Origin of the sequence: Wolinella succinogenes DSM 1740, from assembly GCF_000196135.1 — a bacterium.
GTDB lineage: Bacteria > Campylobacterota > Campylobacteria > Campylobacterales > Helicobacteraceae > Wolinella > Wolinella succinogenes.
This window is the reverse complement of record NC_005090.1, coordinates 1809869-1828850: the sequence shown is the minus strand read 5'-3', so window position 1 is coordinate 1828850 and position 18982 is coordinate 1809869. Positions and strand designations below refer to the sequence as shown.

The 18982-nt window shown below is 39.4% G+C and carries 14 protein-coding genes and 1 pseudogene; 3 read left to right on the top strand and 12 right to left on the bottom strand.

The genetic code is table 11. From position 1 onward, the window contains the following. Positions 1 to 180: 180 nt before the first annotated feature. Positions 181 to 1283: pseudogene (locus WS_RS09080) on the top strand (IS3-like element ISWsu1 family transposase). A 172-nt stretch (positions 1284 to 1455) separates the two neighbouring features. On the opposite strand, the gene WS_RS09075 reads toward WS_RS09080, so the two are convergent. The 6 genes from WS_RS09075 to WS_RS09055 form a co-directional block, all read right to left on the bottom strand. Next, on the bottom strand, positions 1456 to 3303 hold the full coding sequence (locus tag WS_RS09075) for an HsdM family class I SAM-dependent methyltransferase (RefSeq protein WP_011139722.1): 1848 nt from the start codon (positions 3301 to 3303) through the stop codon (positions 1456 to 1458). Beyond that, positions 3300 to 4043, bottom strand: coding sequence for a hypothetical protein (locus tag WS_RS09070; protein WP_041571897.1), 744 nt, complete (start codon positions 4041 to 4043; stop codon positions 3300 to 3302). The genes WS_RS09075 and WS_RS09070 overlap by 4 nt, the downstream gene beginning before the upstream one ends. Position 4044: 1 nt before the next feature. Further along, the gene (locus WS_RS09065; protein ID WP_011139720.1) at positions 4045 to 5136 is read right to left on the bottom strand and encodes a hypothetical protein; all 1092 of its coding nucleotides are present in this window, start codon (positions 5134 to 5136) and stop codon (positions 4045 to 4047) included. After that, on the bottom strand, positions 5126 to 7411 hold the full coding sequence (locus WS_RS09060; protein WP_011139719.1) for a sensor histidine kinase: 2286 nt from the start codon (positions 7409 to 7411) through the stop codon (positions 5126 to 5128). The genes WS_RS09065 and WS_RS09060 overlap by 11 nt, the downstream gene beginning before the upstream one ends. A 190-nt stretch (positions 7412 to 7601) precedes the next feature. Next, positions 7602 to 7739 (bottom strand): hypothetical protein, encoded by a 138-nt coding sequence (locus tag WS_RS11010; RefSeq protein WP_158305213.1) that lies wholly within the window; start codon positions 7737 to 7739, stop codon positions 7602 to 7604. 2 nt (positions 7740 to 7741) lie between these two features. After that, positions 7742 to 8365: a recombinase family protein gene (locus tag WS_RS09055; protein WP_011139718.1), complete on the bottom strand. Its 624-nt coding sequence runs from the start codon at positions 8363 to 8365 to the stop codon at positions 7742 to 7744. Positions 8366 to 8555: 190 nt separating this feature from the next. On the opposite strand from WS_RS09055, the gene WS_RS09050 reads away from it, so the two are divergent. Then, complete coding sequence (locus WS_RS09050; RefSeq protein ID WP_011139717.1) at positions 8556 to 9182, top strand: hypothetical protein; 627 nt, start codon at positions 8556 to 8558, stop codon at positions 9180 to 9182. Here WS_RS09050 and gdhA read toward each other — a convergent pair. The 5 genes from gdhA to sdhA form a co-directional block, all read right to left on the bottom strand. Next, complete coding sequence (gene gdhA, locus WS_RS09045) at positions 9179 to 10528, bottom strand: NADP-specific glutamate dehydrogenase (RefSeq protein WP_011139716.1); 1350 nt, start codon at positions 10526 to 10528, stop codon at positions 9179 to 9181. The two genes, WS_RS09050 and gdhA, sit on opposite strands and share 4 nt — an antisense overlap. Before the next feature lie 150 nt (positions 10529 to 10678). Beyond that, the gene (locus tag WS_RS09040) at positions 10679 to 12286 is read right to left on the bottom strand and encodes a methyl-accepting chemotaxis protein (protein WP_011139715.1); all 1608 of its coding nucleotides are present in this window, start codon (positions 12284 to 12286) and stop codon (positions 10679 to 10681) included. A gap of 72 nt (positions 12287 to 12358) precedes the next feature. Then, on the bottom strand, positions 12359 to 13213 hold the full coding sequence (gene sdhE / locus WS_RS09035) for an 8-methylmenaquinol:fumarate reductase membrane anchor subunit (protein WP_011139714.1): 855 nt from the start codon (positions 13211 to 13213) through the stop codon (positions 12359 to 12361). A gap of 4 nt (positions 13214 to 13217) precedes the next feature. Beyond that, positions 13218 to 14177, bottom strand: a complete 960-nt coding sequence (gene sdhB, locus WS_RS09030; protein WP_011139713.1) for an 8-methylmenaquinol:fumarate reductase iron-sulfur subunit — start codon at positions 14175 to 14177, stop codon at positions 13218 to 13220. Further along, complete coding sequence (gene sdhA, locus WS_RS09025; RefSeq protein WP_011139712.1) at positions 14177 to 16018, bottom strand: 8-methylmenaquinol:fumarate reductase flavoprotein subunit; 1842 nt, start codon at positions 16016 to 16018, stop codon at positions 14177 to 14179. Before sdhA ends, sdhB begins: the two co-directional genes overlap by 1 nt. Before the next feature lie 610 nt (positions 16019 to 16628). Here sdhA and WS_RS09020 point away from each other — a divergent pair. Continuing rightward, on the top strand, positions 16629 to 17528 hold the full coding sequence (locus tag WS_RS09020; RefSeq protein ID WP_011139711.1) for a LysR family transcriptional regulator: 900 nt from the start codon (positions 16629 to 16631) through the stop codon (positions 17526 to 17528). Positions 17529 to 17536: 8 nt separating this feature from the next. Here the strand turns inward: WS_RS09020 and WS_RS09015 are convergent, their stop codons facing one another. Beyond that, complete coding sequence (locus tag WS_RS09015; protein WP_011139710.1) at positions 17537 to 18979, bottom strand: hypothetical protein; 1443 nt, start codon at positions 18977 to 18979, stop codon at positions 17537 to 17539. Positions 18980 to 18982: the final 3 nt, after the last annotated feature.

Sequence of the window (18982 nt, the reverse complement as noted above, 5' to 3'; positions counted from 1 at the left end):
TTGAAGCATTGGTTTCAGCAGTATCAGCAATTTTTACATATTTCTTTTTTGTAAGATCGCCTTTAAAGTTTTCACTTCCAATATCAAGAAGCCTATTTAATACTTTTATTGTACCCTTCCCCAAAAACTAGACCGAATATGAGTTGATAACTTCTGCTAAAATAATTGCAGGAGTTAGGAATGAAGAAGAGTAGATTTACAGAGAGCCAAATTGTGGGCATTTTAAATGAAGTAGAAGCTGGGATGAGAGTTTCTGATGTGTGTCGTAAACATGGTGTTAGTAATCAAACCTTTTATGTGTAGAAAAGTAAGTATGGAGGTATGAGCGTCTCGGACATAAAACGTCTCAAAGAGCTAGAGAATGAGAACGCTAAGCTTAAAAAGATGTTTGCAGATATGGCACTTGAAAATCACGCACTAAAGGATCTTTTAGAAAAAAAGCTCTAACGCCTGACGGTAAACGAGAAGCTGTAGAGCATCTTCATAAAGAACATGAGCTTTCTCTTCGTCAGGCATGTAAAATAGTTGGACTAAATCGTAGCAGTTTTTATTATCAAGCTACACCAAAAGAGGATAGAGAGGTGATTGATGCGCTCAATCACTTTGCTACTAAGCACATCCGTAATGGTTTTAAAAAGCTCTATCTTCGAATTCGTAATGCAGGATATGATTGGAATCATAAACGAGTATATAGAGTTTACAAGTCTTTAGGACTTAATATGCGCCCTAAAACAAAGCACTGCCTGCCAGAACGTGTGCAGACACCACTGCAAGAGTTGGAGTGTATCAATGATGTTTGGTCTATGGATTTTATGTCTGATACTCTTTGGTATGGCAAACGCTACCGCCTACTAAATATCATCGATGAGTACAACAGAGAATTTTTAGATGTAGAGATAGATACATCACTCCCTGCACATAGAGTAATCAGAGCGCTAGAGCGTGTTTGTGAATATAGAGGGTATCCAAATACCATCCGTGTTGATAATGGTCCAGAGTTTATCTCTACACAGCTTGAATTATGGTGTAATAAGCACAATATCACACTAGATTTTATCAGACCCGGAAAACCTATCGAGAATGCTAGAGTTGAAAGATTTAATGGTAGCTTTAGAAGAGAATTGCTCAACTGCTATGTGTTTGGATCACTCAGTGAAGTGAGGGAAAAAGTTAAAGAGTGGAAATATGACTATAATCATCACAGACCACATGAGGCATTGGAAAATTTAAGCCCTATCAAATATTTACAAAAGCATAATCAGGACAAGAAATTATCAGCTTGACCTTGGTCTAAAAATTGGGGAGGGGTACACGGCTCTTTCACCTCATGTCGTTATTGAGCATCATATGTCAATAAATATCAAAATTCTAAAGTATGTTTTTTTATATTTTGCTTAAGTAAATAGCACTTGTCCCATACCATTGACAAACTTTCAAACTTTTTAAAATTTTTCATTATTTATATACTTTATTAAAAAAATCATTTAATTTATCAATATCTTCTTCACCGATGATATAATCTTTCTCCTCTTGAGTAAAATCATAGATTCCAAAGTTTTTTATGTAGTTTCTTCCAAGTGAAAAATAGTTTGATGCGTAATTTTTACTTATACTTGAGACATACTTCCAAAAAATCTCCGTCATAAACAGTTTGTTTAAAATCTGTAACTCTTCTAGGTTGTCAGACAATGCAGCCATTCCGTTATAAAAATATAAATTTTCATCATCAGAAATACAACTTTTAAAATCTTTTCTTGCTAACTGTGGAAATAAAAGTTTATATTTGCTTTTTTCTAGTGATTGATTTCTACCAAATGCATACCAATAAGGGTAATCTTTCCCTTTCCCTTTATCTCTTAAAGCAAGTTCAGCTTTATTTTTTAATAAATACTCATATGCCATAGGATGTTTTTTTGCTAGTTTTTCTTCGGGAATTACAAAAAATTGATTGTTTTCATCATAGTCATAAGGGAAAATAATCTTTTCAATAAAACTATCAATTTGGTCATTTTTAATTAAAAGATTCGAGTTTACAATATTTTTGCAAATTCCTTTCTCTACTTTTGTATCTTCATCAATATAATAATATTTTGTAGATTCCTTTACTGGTGTAAAAATGTAAATGCTATTTTTTAAAGTAGCTATACCGCTTTTCGTGTTATATATATTTCCTAATGGAGTACCAATATTTTCAACTTTCTGAACTAAATCTTTATTTTTGAGATACCAACCATTTTGAATTGACAATTCGCTATATGGGTATTCTTGGTATTTAAAATTATCTCTCAACTGAGCTTTTCTCAATGGAGAATATCTTACTATATCTGATTGATTGTTAGATAAAAAGCATATCGCCGTATAGGTCATCCTTGAGTTAAAGATCTGTTCATCTTCAAAGTCAATTATTTTTAATTCCACTTGTTTTTCATGAAAATAGTTTCTGATTCCTCGACCATTAAGACTTTTTGTAAATGAGTTTACTGTTATGTATCCTAATATTCCTTGTGCTCTTAAAAGTTCAAATCCAATTTGGAAAAATGGTATATATAGGTCAGGGTGTCCTGTAGCACAAGTGTCCCATTTTGACATTAAAATTTTTGTCTTTTCATCCATGTTCCTAGAACACACATAAGGAGGATTACCCAGTATGATGTCAAAACCATTACTCACTTCTATTTGACTATTTTCTTTATACCAATCAAATTCTAAAGAGTCAGCATCGTATAAATGAAAATCAAATATTTCTTCATCTTCACCATATTCTATAGCGAGTAATGTGAGTAATACCTCTGTTCTTTCTATACTATAAGGTTGTATATCCACACCAAAAATATTCTCTTTATAAATTTGCTTATACGATTTATTTGTTTTCTCCTTTAGAACTTTTGTGGCATCTATTAAAAACCCTCCACATCCACACGATATATCCGCTATTTTAAAATCATATATATTTTGATTATTCCTATGCTGTTCAAATGCTTGATGTGTTATAAACTCTCGAATATCTTTAGGCGTATAAATTGCCCCATTTACCAGCTTATCTGATGGAGAAATTACAAACTCAAACAGCTCAAGAAGATCTTCGTAGGTAAAATCACGCTCAATCTCCTTTACAAGAAGCATAAACTCATTTAAAGATTTATATTCTTCTTCATTTTGTTCATATATCAGTAAGTCTAGTATTTTTTTATTTTTTTTTACTTCTAGTTTATTTAAATATATGTATGTAGATACAAGAAGCCTATTCATAGGAAAGACTTCTTTATTGTATTTTTTTAGATAATTAAAAATTTTTTGATTCAATATTTCACCTCAATTAATTGAGGATAAATATCTTTCGAGCACCATGGTTGTTTAATAGACTCTTCAAAATGTTTTGTAATAGTTCTAAAATATGGATAAATAAAATATGTTTGATATTTTTTTATTAAATTAGTATATGTACCATTCTTTTTGAACCTTTCCCAAACTTTTGGGAAAAAATTAGATAAGACAAAATCAATTCCTAAAAATATATCCATAGGGTGATGCATTATTCTTGGTGTATCCATAAATAGTACCTGTCCTAGATCAATACCTTTATCTTTAATTTTTCTTCCACCAAATTGAAAATGATAAATTGGATGAATTTCACTTGAAGGATTTTCACCTTCTTGGTGTCGGTCAAAATGTATTGAATAAAAAGGATTAGAACTTCGATTATTTCGATTTATTCCTGTTATCCATATATTAAATTCCAAATGACTCAATGAATCTTTTAGCTCAGGAATATTTTGATGTTCTCCCTTGATCTTCATACTAAACAATAATCTTAAATTATCTATATTTTCATGAGACAAATGAGAAGGATAGTCTACAAATTTAAATTCTAAAGGTTTTAATTCATAATCAAAAGAACCATTTTTTTTAATATGTGTAGCTATATCTGTAATTTGTTTCGTAGAAAGACAAACTGTGTATTCTTTACTTAAAATTTGACTTAAAGTATTTAAATCACTAGCCATATTTAAAATAAATGTTTTCTCATTAAAATTATCAAACATTTTAATATTCACTTCTTATAATTTCTAGTCTTTCTCTATCGCTCGGATGTATAGTGACACCTTTTGACTTATGTTTTTGCGTTAATATAGAATACAATGAACAATAATCATATTCCTGCCATGGTTTTGGCTCTATAGGAGTGTTGATCTTAAATCCTTCAAGAGGGTCTAAAGGTTTTTCCAATACTTTACAGTATGTCCAAAATCTATTACTATTATTTTCTTCAATGGGTTCAGCAGCAACAAGATCTTCTAAACTTGTGATTTTTTTTAAAAGCTCAACTCTTTCATTAGCATCCAAATATGATAAATAAGTTTCAGTTTTTGCAGAGAACATATCATCAATTAAATGCATCCACCACCTATCCCAGCCATCCGAAAATACACCAGTATATTTTGTATCTTTAAAATACTCTTTTAGTTCTTCCCAATCATCTGATTTTTCTATATCAATTCCAAATCTTGACGCCAGCATTAGTTCATTTATTAAAACACCTGATACATAAATCAAATCTTTTAAAATTGTCTGTGCATATTCATGTGTTGGTATTGTTGAATCATCATATCGTGCAAATATTCTTTCATCTAGTTCAATAAGAGAATCTAATCCGATTAATTTTGCAATATCTTTTTCTTCATTTATTATTTTATAGCCATTTGCAAGAGATATTAATTTTAACTTTGCATTTGTTGGAATTCTAGTTTTTTCTATATATCGATCAAATAGGTCTTGACTTGTCAAATCAACAAAATAAACTTTTTTCAATTTATCATCAGTAGAAAATAAAACTATTGGAATATCTTTATCAATATTTCCATTTGTTACTAAGGTTCGTATGTGTTGAGCATAAACTGTAGCTGTAAAAGGAACTTTAATTTTCTTTTCATCTTCACTAGCTACTTGGTCAAGTCTTAAATCTAATAATAATCCATCATAGTATTTTATAAGCCTAATAATCTCTTGAGTATCAGACAGTTCAATTTCAGATACATGCTTTGTATCTACCTGTATATTTTGATCTGATAACTGCTGTGCAAAAGGCTCTCTAACATTTTTCTCTTCATCATCAATATATAAGTATTTATATGTCATCTTTATATCCCTTTTTATCATGTGGTAATTCAATTCTAATAGTTGTACTATAACCTTCATTTGGTTCTTTTACATAAATCAGACCGCCATATCCTGTAATAATATCTTTAACTATTTTTAACCCTAATCCAGTTCCCGTCATTTCTTCATAGTTCTTTGTAATTTTTCCAACTGGTTCGCTTGTAGTAAAAAAAGCTGTAAATATTTTTTCTCTATTTTCAAGAGGAATTCCTACTCCATTATCAGAAAATTCAAGATACACAATATTCCTACTTTTCCCCACTTCCACAAGTATTTTTCCCTTTTGTACAGTCGTTTTTTTAATTGCCTTTCTTGCATTAGTATAGAGATTAAATAATATTGAAGCCCATTCTGATTTATGCATTGGACATGTAAATAAATTGTATCCAATAAACTTTTCATTAAACTCAAAATTTCTTCTTTGCAAGTCATTTAAAATACTATCTTTTAAAGATTCGACCACACTACGAAGTTCAATAGGAGCTAATTCTCTTTGAATATTTTCAGAAATCGCTTCATCAAAATAAGAAGTGTAAGCATTTATACTTTGAACATTTTGATCTAATCTACTAATGATCGACAATTCATCTTGACTCTTTGCTATGTTTCTAATATTTTCAATATCAGCTGACAGTGCTCCTTGAAACTGTTTGATTTCATGTATGAATTCTCCTATTGTAAGCCCTAGCCCAGCTAATATTCTTAATAAGTTTTTTTCTTCGAGTAACTCTTGTTGTTTCTGCTTTTGTTCTTCCTGAGCTTCTTTTAGTTTTTGAGTGATACTACCTAACTTCTCTTTTACATCTTCATTGTCCTCTTCATGATCAAAGCTTTGTTCATCTTCCTTAGAAGATGTCATGCTTTCTAATTCTTCGATTATTTCAGCGATTTTTTCTTCTGGCTCTTTTTTCCAGTTTTTTTCATTTGTTCTAGTTTTAACACCTCTTTCAGAACCAACTTTAGTTACCGCATCTGTTAAAACTTTATAGCCAAAATCGGTTAGTTCTTTAAATGCATCATTTTCTAATAATCCCTCTCTACTTGAAAGTTCTTCAAATTTATCATCTTGTCCATCTATCTCTATAAAACCAAAAAAGTTAATATTTGCATGAACAGGTAACACTGTTCTTCGTCTTACGGAAGCATCTAGACCTAACCAATCATTTGGCACTTCTTGATGAGTTTCTCCATAAGGTAGAACCCTAAAGCCATTTCGATATAGTCTTATTCCACCTTGTTCTTTTGCTTTCTCATTGATAAATGATTTGATTTGAGGAGATAAGTAAGAACTTTCATAAACAAAATAATAAGCTCTTAGATTGACATTTCTTATTTGTTTATACGGTTTACCTCGATTTAATAATACATCTTTGATTTTATAATTCAATTTTTGACTGTTGATGCTAATTCTCATAAAACCTTCATCATCCACATTACCTTTTATTTCAGCTAATGCATGTTCAAAGAACATAGTATTATCGTTTGCAATTATTTCGCTAAAATCACCATCTTTTCTTTTACAAATAAGTTTAAAACCTGGATCTTCTGTTTTTAGCTTTACTTTTGCGAGTGGAAACGGCTGTAAAATTTCAGATGCATATCGATAAACCCTTTTGATCTGTGCTTCTGTCCATTTATCTCTTAAATCTCTTATAACTAATCTCGTACCACTTCTTTTCTTAGGCATTCGATTTTTGTATTCTATTTTATTGTCAATAAACATTAAATCTTGATCGTTTTTGAAATCATTCCAGTTTATAGTTATCTCAAGGGCTTGTTCAGAATCTTCTGTCTGAGTTGTAATAGTTAATTGTTTTCCAAGCCTTTGAGCCGCGAAACGACCAATCCCTTTTTTACCAGCTCGTTTTCTGTTATAAATTGGAGAAAAAGGAAAATGAATTTTGTCACTTGAAGCCAACCTCATAAAACCATTTACTAATTGCTCCTTCGTCATACCAACACCATCATCATTAATGACAATAATTCCACCAATCTCAGACGAATCAATAAATGTTAGTTTTACTTTCTTCGCATCAGCATCATAAGCATTTTTAACTAATTCAGATACGGCAGTTTCATGTCTTGCCACAAGTTCTTTACCAAGCCGATCTATTATTCCAGCATCTATAGAAAAGCGAACACTATCTTGATCATATTTGGATAACTCAGATGATAATTTTAAAATTTTTGAGTAATTTTCAGGTTCATTTTCAAGTATATGTTTTAACTCTTCTCTTAACTTGTTTTGTTCCATTTTTTGCCCTTTTTATTTTTCAAATGCTTCTTTAAATACTCTTAATATATTATTGTTTTTTATATTATCACATTTTGTATAAAAAAGTTATTTTTTACTTTTAAAACCCCTGTCTCTTTAACTCTTTAGCAAACTCACTAAGCTCTTGCTCGATCTTTTCCATAGCTGTTTGATTGCTCACTGGTACTAGTTAAACCATGCCGTTTATGAAGTTGCTTTTAAATATTTGCTCTGTTTCTTTATGGATTACCATATCATCATAATCTTTGTAAAAATCATAGTTTTTTGTAAATTCTTCTGACATCACGCTAAATACTTTTTGCTCCATTGCTACTTCTCCTTATCAAGTTTATTTTTTACATATTCACTTAGACTTTTAATAGTTCCATAACCTAAGTGTTTTTTTGAAATATTTGTAAGAGTTACACCAAGACTATGAAGCTCTTTGATTTTTTCTTTGTCTTTATCGTAAATGCTTCCTTGAATAGTTCCAACTGGTTTGCCAAGTTTTATCCCCTTTGCTTTTCTTGCTTGTAGTGCTTCTTTTGTTCTTTTGCTAATAAGATCTCTTTCAAGTTGTGCAAAAGCTAAAAAAATATTTATTTGAAAATCTGTAAATGGATTTTGTTCATTTGGTTTTATAAAAAGCTGTTCTTTTAAGATATGAAGATTTACGCCAAGAGCTATGAGTTGATTGACAATTGTGACAACATTTACAACACTTCTTCCTATACGACTAAGTTCAGATACGATTAGATGTTCACCAGCTTGTAAGGTTTCAAAAAGTTCATCTATCTTTCTATCTTCATCTTTTTTGCGACTACTCATCTTCACTTCAATAAATTCAACTTTGCCAAGTGCATTTTTATTTGCATAGTTTAAAATTGAGTGCTGTTGATTTTGTAAATCTTGTTGGTCAGTGCTTACTCGAATATACCCTATAGCTTTTGCCATTTTTGCCTCATTTACTTATTAAGGTAATTATAGCATAAATAGTTTTATATTTTTACTATTTATATATACTTTTACTAGTAAAAATAAAATAACTTCTAATGACCCTTTTTCTTCCTCGTGAAAAGCCCTCCCAGGCCCCATTATCTCCGAATCCATCCCCCCTCAAGAGGCGGCCAAAGGAGAGGAGGCTTTGGCGCGAGTGCTTTTTATCAAGCTCGCTTCGCAGGCACTCGAAGAAGAGACTCATCGAATCGTGATGACCAAGGTGCGCCAAGAGCGCCTTATCCAAGATGCGGATCGCCTCATGAGCGCGATAGAGGAGGAGCAGGAGGCGAAGTGGGGTGAGGAGATTCGCTCCATGGAATCCATAGAGCGGATTGAGGGGCGGCTAGATGAGCTCATGGAGCAAAGGTGCATCTCTTTGGGAGATACGCAAGAGGCTAGGAGGGGTGTGGCCTTTTTAGAGAGGAATTTCCAAGGCGAGGAGCGAGAGAAGATTCTTGAGGCGTTGCACCAGAAAACGAGAATCCTTGAGGGGCTCTCAAGCGCTCATCTGGCTTCGATGGATTGGAGTTTGGATGAGCTAAAGACACTCTATGCGAGCGCGATTAAGAATCGTTGTTTGGAATTGCTAGAGCGAATCTTGACCGCCAAGGGAAGTGAAGCGTTTATCCATGAGCGAATCGAAGAGCTCGAAAAGCCCCTAGGGCTGCGCCGTTATGAGGCTTTTAGCTATACTCCCCTAGAGTTTGCCAAACGCTATAGCGATGAGGCAACTCTGAGGAGATTGGAGCGAGCGCTTTTAGAGGGAGATTAAATCCCCTGCTCGATCATCGCATCAGCGACCTTGCGGAATCCAGCAATATTGGCGCCCAAGACGAGATTGTGGGGTTCGCCAAACTCTTTGGCGGTCTCTTTGGCGGCACGATAGATTCCCCTCATGATTCCATGAAGCTTCATATCCACCTCTTCAAAACTCCACGAAGTCATCGAAGCATTTTGGCTCATCTCTAGACCACTAGTCGCCACTCCTCCTGCATTGGCGGCCTTGCCTGGGCCATAGCAGATTTTCGCGGCCAAAAACTTCTCCACGGCACTAGGAGTGGAGGGCATATTGGCCCCTTCAGAGACGCAGATGCAGCCATTTTGGAGGAGGTGCTTGGCGTCTTTTTCGTTGAGCTCGTTTTGGGTGGCACTGGGGAAGGCTGCAAAGCAGGGAATTGCCCATAGAGGGTTGTGATCTTTGGGGTATTCACCCACAGAAATAAAGCGTGAGCCGGGATGCTCTTTGGCATAGGAGGTGAGACTTTCGCGGCGATTCTCCTTGATCTCTTTGAGGAGATCTAGATCAATTCCTGAGGCATCATGAATCATGCCCGTTGAATCGCTCACAGTGATGGGTTTTGCCCCTAGTTCGAGAAGTTTTTGCACGGTATAGATGGCGACATTGCCCGATCCAGAGACGAGGCAGGTTTTGCCCTCTAGGCTCTCCCCTCTTTCTCTTAGCATCTCTTCGGCAAAATAGACGGAGCCAAAGCCTGTCGCCTCCTTGCGAGCGAGCGAGCCGCCCCATAGCAAGGATTTGCCCGTGAGGACGCCTTCATAGCGATTGACTAGTTTCTTGTATTGACCAAATAGATAGCCAATCTCGCGCGCGCCTGTGCCAATATCTCCCGCAGGAACATCTGTGAGAGGGCCAATATGGCGATAGAGCTCGCTCATAAAAGCTTGAGCGAATCGCATCACTTCAGCCTCACTTTTGCCCTTGGGATCAAAGTCAGAGCCTCCTTTGGCGCCCCCCATCGCTAGTCCTGTGAGGGCATTTTTAAAAATCTGCTCGAAGCCAAGGAATTTGATGATTCCCTCGTTCACGCTGGGATGGAGTCTGATTCCCCCTTTGTAGGGCCCAAGAGTGGAGTTGTATTGGATGCGGTAGCCTTGGTTGACTTGAATGCGGCCTGCGTCATCCATCCATGTGACACGAAAGCCGATTTGGCGCTCGGGGATAACGATGCGTTGAAGAATGTTGTAGCGCTCATATTTGGACTCTTTGGCCAAAAGAGGGCGGAGACTATCAAGGACTTCGTGGACGGCTTGGTGGAACTCTTTTTGGGCGGGGAAAGTTTTTTGGAGTTGTTCTAGGGTCTGCTGGATATAGGGCATCGAGGGATTCTCCTTTGAAGTGGGTGGGATAGTTCAAAGGGATCATTATATACATTTTTGTAAATCTAATTGATAAAACGGGGAGTGATTTTACAAAAATGTTTCACTCGAATGAACTTTTGATACGATAGAGAGAAGAGAGCCCCTTCTTTAGTGGAATTGATTGAGCTTTTGGCTGAGATGTTCTGAAAGCTTGGCCAAATGATCAGCGGCAATGACAATCTCTTGGATGCTTTGAGTATTTTGAGAGACAAGGTTATTGATGTTTTCACCCATCTCAAAGATTTTATGGGCGTCATGAGATATTTTTTGTGATTTGGTGGCATTGGTGCTAACAAGGTCAATGCTAGTGCTCATTGTCTGCGTTGTCTCGGTGATGACACGCTCTGTCTCTGATGAAACATCCGAGAGTTTTTGAATGTTTTTGGCATTTCGGTTCATTTGGGTGGAGGCATTCAAGATCGATTCGATGATGATATTGATGGTGGAGTTAATTTCTGTGAGTGAGTTTTGAGATCTCTCTGCAAGCTTCCTTACCTCATCAGCCACCACGGCAAATCCTCGACCATGCTCTCCTGCTCTAGCGGCTTCAATGGCGGCATTGAGAGCCAAAAGATTGGTTTGGTCTGCTACATCGGCAATGACATTCAAGACCTGCTTGATTTGATCTGCGTTTCTGCTCATTTGTTCTAGCTCTTTGGCAAGTGCGCTTTCAGCTTGGCTGGCTTGGGCGATATCATCGCGTAGCATGATCATATCTTTTTGGGCACCTTCTAGCCTTTTTCCAGCGCTGGAGAGTTCGTCTTTGGCTCTATCAGAAAAGGTGAGTGTCTCATCAATAAAGTTTTTGATTTGGGTGATTTCAGCCAAAGAGTTCCTGACAATCGTGAGACTTTGTTCGGCATTGTGTCTCATTTGGACACTTGTGGCGCTCAGCTCGTTGGAGACAGCCGCGTTCTCATGGGATGAATTCTTGGCGTCGGCAATGGTGTGTTCTAGTGTTGAGATCAGCTCATTAAAGCTCTCTACGATCTCTTTGATTTCATTGTTTTTAGAGTAGACGATTCTTAGATTGAGCTCTTTGTGGGCCACAAACTTAGAGATGTTTTCACGCAGTGTATGCACGCCCTGCATGATGCTGTTTCGAATCAAAAGACTAAGGATAAGCATAGAGCTTGAAATGATGAGAATCACGAGGCTCATCTGCAAGATAGCCTCTTTTTTGAGGTTGGCGGCGAGAATGGCGTTTTTTTCGGCGAGATTTTCATTGTAGGTGATGTGCTCATCAATAGCATCGGTTAAGCGCCTAGACATGAGTCGATTGGTTAGCATATACTCCTTGCCTTCTAGCTTTTTCCCTTCCCAGGAGAGTCGGAGAACCTCATCAGCCATGGCAATATAGACCGCATAGAGCGCCTTCTCTTTTTCGTAGATTTGCGACTCCTCTTCAAGAAAAACAAGAGAAGCGTAGTTCTTTAGATTTTCTTCAAATTCTTCTCTGTAGTCGCGATATTTTTTATTTAATTTTTGCATCTCACCTTGCTCATCAAAAAAGAGGTGTTCCCATAGAAGGAGTCTTATTCTATAGAATCCTCTCTGCATGTCATCAAGCAAAAGGATGCTTGGCAATGATTTATTTTGGCTTTCAGACATGATGGAGTAGGTTTGGTTGATTTTTGCCAGCCCGATTCCAAAGACAATAGAAGAGCCTAAAATAGCAGAGATTAGCAAGACCAAAAGCTGTTTTGAAATAGACATTTTATCCTCCTCCTTGTGGCGGGCGATTTATCTAAGCCACAAAGTAGAGGCTTGTGGCTTAGACGAGAGGGGTTAGCCTAATTTGGTGGCGTCAATTACATTGTGATTAAGGCCGAGCTCTTTGGCTGGAATTCCAAGCGCTAGACCAACAAGCTGAGAGAGGTGAAGTACGGGCACGCGCTCTTTGGATTTGGCGATTTTTTGTGCGTCCTCCTGATAAATGTCCAGCTGCATTTGGCAGAGAGGGCAAGGGGTGACGACACAATGAGCTTCGCTTTTGGCGGCGGTATTGATGATTCCGCTTGTCATTTTCATGGCGGAGCTCTCGGCTGGATAGACAGCGTGGAATCCGCAGCAGTTGAGGCGTTTCTCAAAAGGCACCACTTGAGCGCCTAGAGCTTTGACAATGGTTTCAAAACTAGTGGGGTTGGTGGAGCTCTCAAATCCAAGATCTTTCTCGGGTCTTAGACTGTGGCAACCATAAAAAACAGCCACTTTGAGGTTGGAAAGGGGTTTTTTCACTTTGGATTTGAGCTCCTCAACATTTTGGGCTAACACCCAAAGAAGGCTGGTGACTTCGCTCGTACCTTGATAACTCATGTTGCCCTTGGCGAGAAAGGAGTTGATTTGATCCTTTGCCCCCCGATCTAGCTCGGCTTTGGCACGAGTTAGCATCAATAAGCATGTGCTACAGGTGGTCAGCACGGGAAGATTCATCTGCTCGGCTAGAGCGAGATTGCGGGCGTTGGCAACTAGGGTGGCAAGAGGATCAACACACTGAGCTTGAGAGGCGCCGCAGCAGCTCCAGCCTTCAATCTCTCTTAGCTTGATTCCAAGCACAGGGGCGATTGCCTCGATCGATTTTTTGGATTCAATGGCGGCTTGCGATAATACGCAGCCAGGAAAAAAAGCAAACTCTTTTTGCATGGAACTACTCCTTGGTTGCAGCTTTGGCCGCATCAATCATCTTGACTAAATCCTCGTGTCCTTTGATGGTGTGTCCACCAAAAATTTCGAGAGGATTCATCTTTCCTGCGCGCATTAGCGTGATTGCCATGCCCGTTCTAGCTACAGTGGCAACCCCTTCGATACGGAGGGCTAGGCGAATCTCATTGAGGCGTCCAGAGCCTTCGACCAAATCGGTATGGAATGCCTTGGCGTGAGCAGGACCAACGCCTGTATTGAGACCTTTTTTCATGGCCATGACCCGTAGATTGGCGATATCTTCTGCGGCACTGATGTGCTTAGGGCATCGATTGGTGCATTCATGGCAGTGGACACAGTTCCATAGTCCATTGGCCACGGCGGGTTTTACATGAATCATGGGATCTTTGGAGCGAGAATCATTGGCAAGACGCCAAGCCTGGGTGAAGACAAAAGGCTCCATGTAATCAGACTGATCGGCAGAGAATTTATTGCACTCAGAGACGCAACTTCCGCAGAGGATGCAGTCCCACTGCTTGATGATTCGATCAAACTCTTCTTGGTTTTGTTGGCAACCCTCTTTCGCAGAAAATTCGGACTTGGCCACCAATCCTGGCTTGATTTTGCGAAGATTCTCAATGGCGGGCTCCCAGTCTACAACAAGGTCAGAGATCACCCTGTGATTTCCCAAAGGAGAGATTCGGAAGGTGTCGCTATTTTTGTATTCTTCAAAAAGCTCCGTCATCTTTGTGTCACAGGCGAGGTAGGAGTGCCCATTGACTCGTACGGCACAGGCACCACAGATAGCCATACGACAAGAGGCGGTGAAGTTGAGCGTGATGTCTTGGGTTTGCTTAATTAAAAGTAAGACACCAAGCAGGGTTTTGGCTTCAATATCCTCTTTGGCTAGCGTGTAGATTTGTTCATAATTTTTCTTGCCATCAAAGCGATCAATGATGAATTTCATTAGTATTTCCTCTCCTCAATTTTGAATTGGGTGACCACCACATCTTTCCAGCCTAGATGTAGCTTGCCATTGGAATCCATGGTGACCATGCTATGCTTCAAAAAGTTTGCATCATCACGCTTTATGTAGTCTTCCCTGTAGTGAGAGCCTCGTGATTCTTTGCGTGCTTCAGCTCCCATTCTGGCGGCGCGAGAGGCAAGCAAGATGTTTCCAAGCTCTACATATTCAGTGAAGGCGGTATTGAACACGGGGTTGGTGTTGGGGATTCGTAAGGCATCATAGCGGGCTTGAAGCTCGTTGTGCTTATCCTCCAAGGCCACTAATCTTGATTCGGTGCGGAAGACGCCCATGTTATCCCAGTTGACTGCTCCAAGCTCTTCGCGAATGGCGTACATCTCATTGACTTCGCCTTTTCCGTTGGCCACCTCTTTGAAGCGACTCATCCATTTGAGGGTGAGATCATGGAGGTGTGTTCCGCTTCCAAAACCTGCTGAACTTGCAAAGCTTGCGGCGTTCGTGCCAGCGATTTTTCCCGTGACCACTGTGTCGCATAGAGAGTTTCCGCCTAGGCGGTTGGCTCCATGAATGGAGACGCAAGCCGCTTCTCCTGCGGCAAATAGCCCAGGAATTGCTGTTGACATACTCTCTAGTCCCATCACATCAATTCCTCCCATGGAATAGTGTGCCGTGGGTCGAATGGCAATGGGTTTTTCGACAAGGTCCATGTTTTCAAAGAGGAGCCCAATGTGTCGAATCTGTGGTAGATTTCGCATGATTTTTTCTTTGCCAAGATGGGTGACATCTAGCAATACATAGGCTTCCATTCCCTTACCAAAGGCTCGACCTTCGCGAATCTCTGTCTCGATGGATCTAGAGACAATATCTCGAGGAGCGAGTTCCATTTTTTTGGCGTAGTTTTTCATGAATCGCTCGCCTTGGTTGTTGAGTAGAATACCCCCTTCACCACGGGCCGCCTCGGTGATCAAAACACCTCCATGACAAACGCCTGTGGGGTGGAATTGCAACATTTCTGGATCTTTAAAAGCAACCCCTGCCCTCATGGCTGAAGCCGCCCCATCCCCTGTGGCAATATAGGGGGTTGAAGTTCGATTCCAAAAGACGCGCGTATAGCCGCCCGTGGCTAGGACAACGGATTTGGCTCGAACAGGAGCGATAGTGCCCGTTCGAATATCACGCAAGACCACCCCTTCACAGCGACCATTATCGACGCCGATATCAAGAAGTTGATGGTCCATGAGGAATTTGACTCCATTTTTGAGAGCGTCATCGAGGCAAGTGTGAGTTAGGATGTGACCTGTTTTATCGGCTGAGAAGTTACAGCGAATCTTGGAGGCACCCCCTGCGTATCGCTTGTCCACTTTGCCATTTTTATCACGAGAGAAAGGCATTCCAATATAGTCAAGCTCGTGGATAGCCTCTCCAGCATGTTCAGCAAACTTCATTGCGGTGTCTTGATCAACAAGAAAGTCACCCCCTTTGACGGTGTCATAGGCATGCAGGGCAAAAGAGTCCCCCTCGCTAAAATCAATGACTCCGTTGATTCCACCTTCAGCCATTGTGGTGGCGCTTCGGGTGGGCATAACCTTGCTCACCACGATGACATTTAAACTAGGGTCTTTTTTTCTTGCTGCGACAGCAGCTCTGAGGCCAGCGGCGCCAGATCCAATAATAAGGACATCACAGGAGGGGATGCCAGAGGTATTGATGGGGAGGGAAGAGGAGGCAAAAGCCCTATCAACCCCACTTGTGCTCACAGCCAGTGCACCCATGGTTATACAGGCAGACTGAAGAAACTCCCTTCGGGTAAATTGTTCACTCATAAATTTTCTCCAATATTTGGTAGATATGCTGAAATGACGGACATTGTGCAGCATTTAAAAGATCGCCTTTGCGACTTCAACAGAGGATAGGCGCATGACTCCCCAAAAAGAACATGCATCACAATCGCCCCATGCCATTAAACTTCTGCTTTGGCTTCTAGAGGGCTGAAAGCCATAGGTCTTAAATGACGAAAAATACTATTTAATTTTTATAAATATGTAAAATTACATTTTATATATATAAATATAGTTTCTGCACTATACATAAATATAATATGAAAATACCATAGTAAGATCATGGACTAAGTAAAAAGTAATAAAGTATCATCTTTCAAGATAGAAGATAATTACTCGTAAAATAGGGAAATTTTGAATTAATTTGAATTTTATTGCTTAAAAAATGGTAAAAATTAATGAATAAAATTTATTAACTATTATTATAAAAAACTAAATATAAAAATTTATATTATATTAATATAAATTTATCAAAATAGTAAAATTATATTTTTACTTTAATAATCTATATTTGCTTTTTGTATAATTTCATAGGTTTTTGTATATATTAATCAATGGTATAATTTTCATAATTTACGGCGAAGGAGAAGATACCGTGAGTCTTAAGCAGATGGAGTGTGTGGTGGCGGTTGCAAAGCTGCGGAGCTTCACAAAGGCAGCCGCTAAGCTAAAGGTGGCTCAACCATCCTTAAGCCAAAGCATTCAAGCGGTGGAAAAGCAAGTGGGTGTGCCACTATTTGATAGGAGCACTTTTCCCATCACGCTGACTCATGCGGGGGAGGTGTATGTCGCCAAGGCTAACGCCATTATAGAGCTTTATAAAGATCTCAATACGCAAATGTGCGATGTGATAGGCTCGGACAAGGGGCCATTGCGGCTTGGATTCTCTCAGACGGGCTATCAATTCATCCCCACGGCTCTAGCCAAATTTTGTAAAAGATTCCCCTGTGCCGATCTTAGGGTGGTGCAAGTCTTTTCCACGCTCAAGCTGGAGAAAATGCTAAGCGAGGGCGATATTGATATTGCGACGCTCGTTTTGCCCCTCAGTTCACCTGAAATTGATTATAAAATCATCAAAGAAAATCAAGCCTTTTTGGCGCTTCCCATCACGCATCCTCTTTCTCAAAAAGCTATTCGAGAGGCTCAAGATTCTCCTAGCGTCTCTTTGGAGGAGCTAAAAGAGGAGCGTTTCATTCTGCCCAAGAGCACTCAAAGAAGTCGGCCAATTTTTGATGAGATTTTCAGGAAAGCAGGCTTTGAACCAAAGATTTTTTGTGAGACGGAGACTTTTGATATCGCCAATGCGATTGTTGCGTCAGGTGTTGGAGCCTGTTTTACGCTTCCTCAATTTATCAAAGAGGATAAGCAGGACAAAGTAGTGCTTTTCCATGTGGATGAGCCCCTGCTGGCTAGGACAGTGGTCTTGGCTTACCGAAAGGATAAGCATTTGAGTAAGATGGCTTGCGAGTTTTTGACGATTGCTAGAAGTCTATAGGGGTGATTTTATAAAATGGTCCTCATCGAATCGATAAACTCATCATCGGTGGCTTGATTGCGGAGGAAGTGCTTGATTCCAACCTTTTTGGCATGAGTGAAAAGATCGCTGGTGAGGTCATTGACAAAGAGGCAAAAGAGCGTGCTTTTTCCTTCGGCGTCAAACATTTGGCGATACTTTTGGGCTAGCTCAAAAGGGTTGATTCCAGCGAGCTCCATATCCAAAAGAATAATATCAGGACGCACCGAATCATTGACTTTGAGGGCATCCAAGGGGTCTTTGATGATGGAGACCTGAAGCTCTTTGTCGAAGTTTTCTAAAAGATATTTGCATCTCACCGCCGCCTCAAAGCGATGGCGAATCACAAAAATGCTCTTTTTGCTGATGGATTCGAGGTAGGCAAGCAGGGAAAAGAGCTCTTTGTTTTCGTTGCGCAACTTATCTTTGTCAAGGCTCCGCAGGTAGTATTTGAGGAAGGTTTTGGAGCTGTAGGTGCCTGTGATTCCAGAATCCATGAAGAATTGGCGAATCAGCTTGCTCTGCTTGGCTCTATCCCAAAGATTGGAATCAAGCTCGTAGGCTTTGGTGTTGAGTAGCCACAAAAGCTTGCGCTCCAGCTCCATAGAGAGAGGCTGGTAGAGATCGACAAACTCTTGAAAGTAGCGCTCGACAAACATTTTGGAGAGGGCGCTTAGCTCTGCAAGGAGGTCGCGCTGGAGAGAGATGAAGTGAAGAAGATCAACATAGCGCTTGCGAAGCTCTTTCACCTCCTTTTCAAAGTCAAAGTAGGCTTGACTCTTTTTGTCCTCAATGGCGAGGAGCTTCTTCTCTTTCTCTTTGAGGCGATCGGCCAAGGGACGCTCTTTAAGCGTAGCGCTTCGGATGAATCCTTGCGTGGCTTCAATCTTCTCTTCAAGTTTGAGGTAGTTGCCTTGTTGTCGTAAAAAGACCTTGTCATACGAGTATTTAATGGGGTAGCCCGTCTTTTTCCTGAAAAGCTCAAACTCCTTTTGAATCTTCCCCAGCTCGATACGCAAGTGCTCTAGTTTTGGGTTGTAGACGGAGTTGTCTAGGTCATAGAGGTCATTATAGGCAGTGAAGAGAAAACGGCGGATTCTTAAAAAATCGATCTGAGGAGCCGAATCATCGATGCTTTTGTAGCGCGAGAGCAGCTCCCTAATATCATTGAAATAGCTCACCACGCAATCTTCGACGCTTTTGGTCAGCTCAAGATATTTGAGATTTTCAGGTTTTTTGGCGTTTTTGTCGGGAATGACTTTGGCGATCTCTTTTTTGGCTGAGAGCACCACCTCCACCTCTAGACCCACAAAAAGATCATCCCTCGCCCCTTCAAAGCGCTCAAAGCCGAAAGCAAAGGGGGCCGAGGAGCGCTCTACTTTGATGAGTGCTTCTTGCTTGAGGTCGTCAATGGCGGTGATGATTCCCTTCATGAT